The following is a 2067-nucleotide window of genomic DNA, read 5'->3' as shown; positions in this document are numbered from 1 at the left end:
CATGAATGTGGGATTGGATGGGATCCTCAAAGCAACGCTTCAGCCAGTCGTCGCGCTGACGTCCGCTGGAGGTATTTCAGCGGCCTGCTAGGGCCTTCTTCTTGAGGACCGGATCTTGTGCAACGGAGGCAGCTGTCCGCATCGCACGACGTCGAACCGGTCAACCAATTATCCTAACAGCCGGTTTTCACGGTTGGCATGACATCTTCCAACGGTACCCGTGGTCTGACGATTCTACAGCCAAAGACCATTACATCCAGGACTTTCAGTATGACTTAGATATCTTGCAGCAGATGTTGAGTTGGAACAGAGGCAAAGTCGCCGGAATTGTAGTCACGCCAGAGCCATCGGTCTTTCCTCCGGAGTTACTCCACCAAAGCGCTAGAATGGCTATGCTGCATGGAGCGCTTTTGATCGTTGACGAGGTGCTTTGCGGACTTCGTTACGCCGACGGTGGTTACTGCCAAGCACACCGGGTCCCGGCCGACCTGATTACCTTGTCCGAAGGACTCGCACAGGGAATTGGCCTTTCTGCGGTTATTGGTACGGCCGATGCCATGTCCGGGGCGGATGGTGTTTATCTTGGCAACACCTACTTACGTGAAAATCGAGCCTTCGTAGCTGCTAATCTAACGCAGCAAATTTTCGAAGAAGATGGCATTGTAGCTCGCTTGGCGGATAGCGGCGCAGTGCTCAAGAGGTTGTTCCACGAGTCGTTCGCTAGCTTCGGAATACCCGCGCGTGTCTTAGGAAGCGACGCCATGTTCGATATTGTCATGCCTTCGCAAAGACATGGAAGTGCATTTGTCCGACGGTGCCTTCAATACGGTATATACACAGGCTACCCGGCAACTTACATGAGCAATATTTCCATGGGCAACACATTCTTCAGCACTTTACAAGAGGCGCTGAAGGGTGCGCTCGCGGACTACTGCAAAGACGAAGATATGACCGCGCGGGTTACAGATAGATCCATGATCGAATACTGTTGGCGAGCGTTTCGCGCGACAGCGAACACTTGCCTCTCCAACAAGACTTATTGGGCACAATTATGAAAGGCCGGTACCGAGATGCCCACAGCCAAGGATTACCGCTCGAACCCGCCCCCAAACGCACAATCGCCGAATAACTCGCATCGCTACAGTTGCAGAGATGTCCTATTACTTTCGCAAATTGCCGTAGCAGCATGGCTGCGGCTTTCACCGATATTACGTGATAGGCTAAATTGAAGGCCTATTTGCTGACCGGTTCGGTCCGAGTCGCACCAGCACTAATATTATTCCGCGCAAGACTCATTTGCCATTAAATTCAAAGACTCCGCCTGAGTTTAGTCAACGACAAACTTGGGGATCTGCTTAGGAGTACCAAGTGAATTGTACGTGCAACGTCCCTCAATTCCTGCGCCGTCTTATATCCGCTCACCCGAAACGCGTAATCTGTGGGAACCTCATACATTTTGCGCGTATCTGCAAATCTAGACTCGTCAGCAGTTATCGTGTTCATGAACACGGTGTAGACTGGGTACTTTGCCGCCCCCAGAAAGGCTCTCCGCGTTTCCGTTGTGGGACAAACAAAATCCACAATGCAATGGTCGTTCGCACCGTAGTTTAGCGTCAGATTGGCGATTTCCGCCATACGACGAGCGTGCTCGATTCGGTGCACAAAACTAAACGTCAAGTCACGATTTATATTATCCCGAACAAAATCCGCATTAACCCAGCTGGCTGTCGGAATTAAATCCAAAAGCATTCTAGCAAGTGTAGTCTTGCCAGATCCCGGAAGGCCTTGAATCATGACGATAGCACGCCCTCTTTGTTTCATATTCCACTTGCTCATGATTGATGGCCGTGTCAACGAATGCAGCAATAAATTCAAGCGTTTTTCAATGAATTCTTAAACCACGGTTGGATCGATCTACGTTCCCATTTTGCCAACTTCGCATTCGGGCCTCAACACAGTTTACCGAAACTTTGCTAGGGATGCTCTGCACAATTAGCCGGCGGATGTGCTTGCAATGAATCGTCGAGCCAGCGAGCATGTGGCGCATGAAACAAACTGACCTTGGAC

At 50.7% G+C, this 2067-nt stretch carries 2 protein-coding genes; one reads left to right on the top strand and one right to left on the bottom strand.

Annotated elements, in window-relative coordinates; genetic code table 11:
* Nucleotides 1–101 precede the first annotated feature (101 nt).
* The gene (locus tag A3AG_RS32330; RefSeq protein WP_240074695.1) at nucleotides 102–1055 is read left to right on the top strand and encodes an aminotransferase class III-fold pyridoxal phosphate-dependent enzyme; all 954 of its coding nucleotides are present in this window, start codon (nucleotides 102–104) and stop codon (nucleotides 1053–1055) included.
* Nucleotides 1056–1308: 253 nt separating this feature from the next.
* Here A3AG_RS32330 and A3AG_RS32325 read toward each other — a convergent pair whose 3' ends face one another.
* Entirely contained in the window at nucleotides 1309–1794 is a 486-nt protein-coding gene (locus A3AG_RS32325; protein ID WP_256461668.1) for an adenylyl-sulfate kinase, read from the bottom strand.
* Between the last annotated feature and the right edge of the window lie 273 nt (nucleotides 1795–2067).

It is taken from the genome of Cupriavidus neocaledonicus (assembly GCF_000372525.1).
GTDB classification, from domain to species: Bacteria; Pseudomonadota; Gammaproteobacteria; order Burkholderiales; family Burkholderiaceae; genus Cupriavidus; species Cupriavidus neocaledonicus.
The sequence above is the reverse complement of the archived record's forward strand: the minus strand, read 5'-3'. Positions and strand labels throughout refer to the sequence as shown.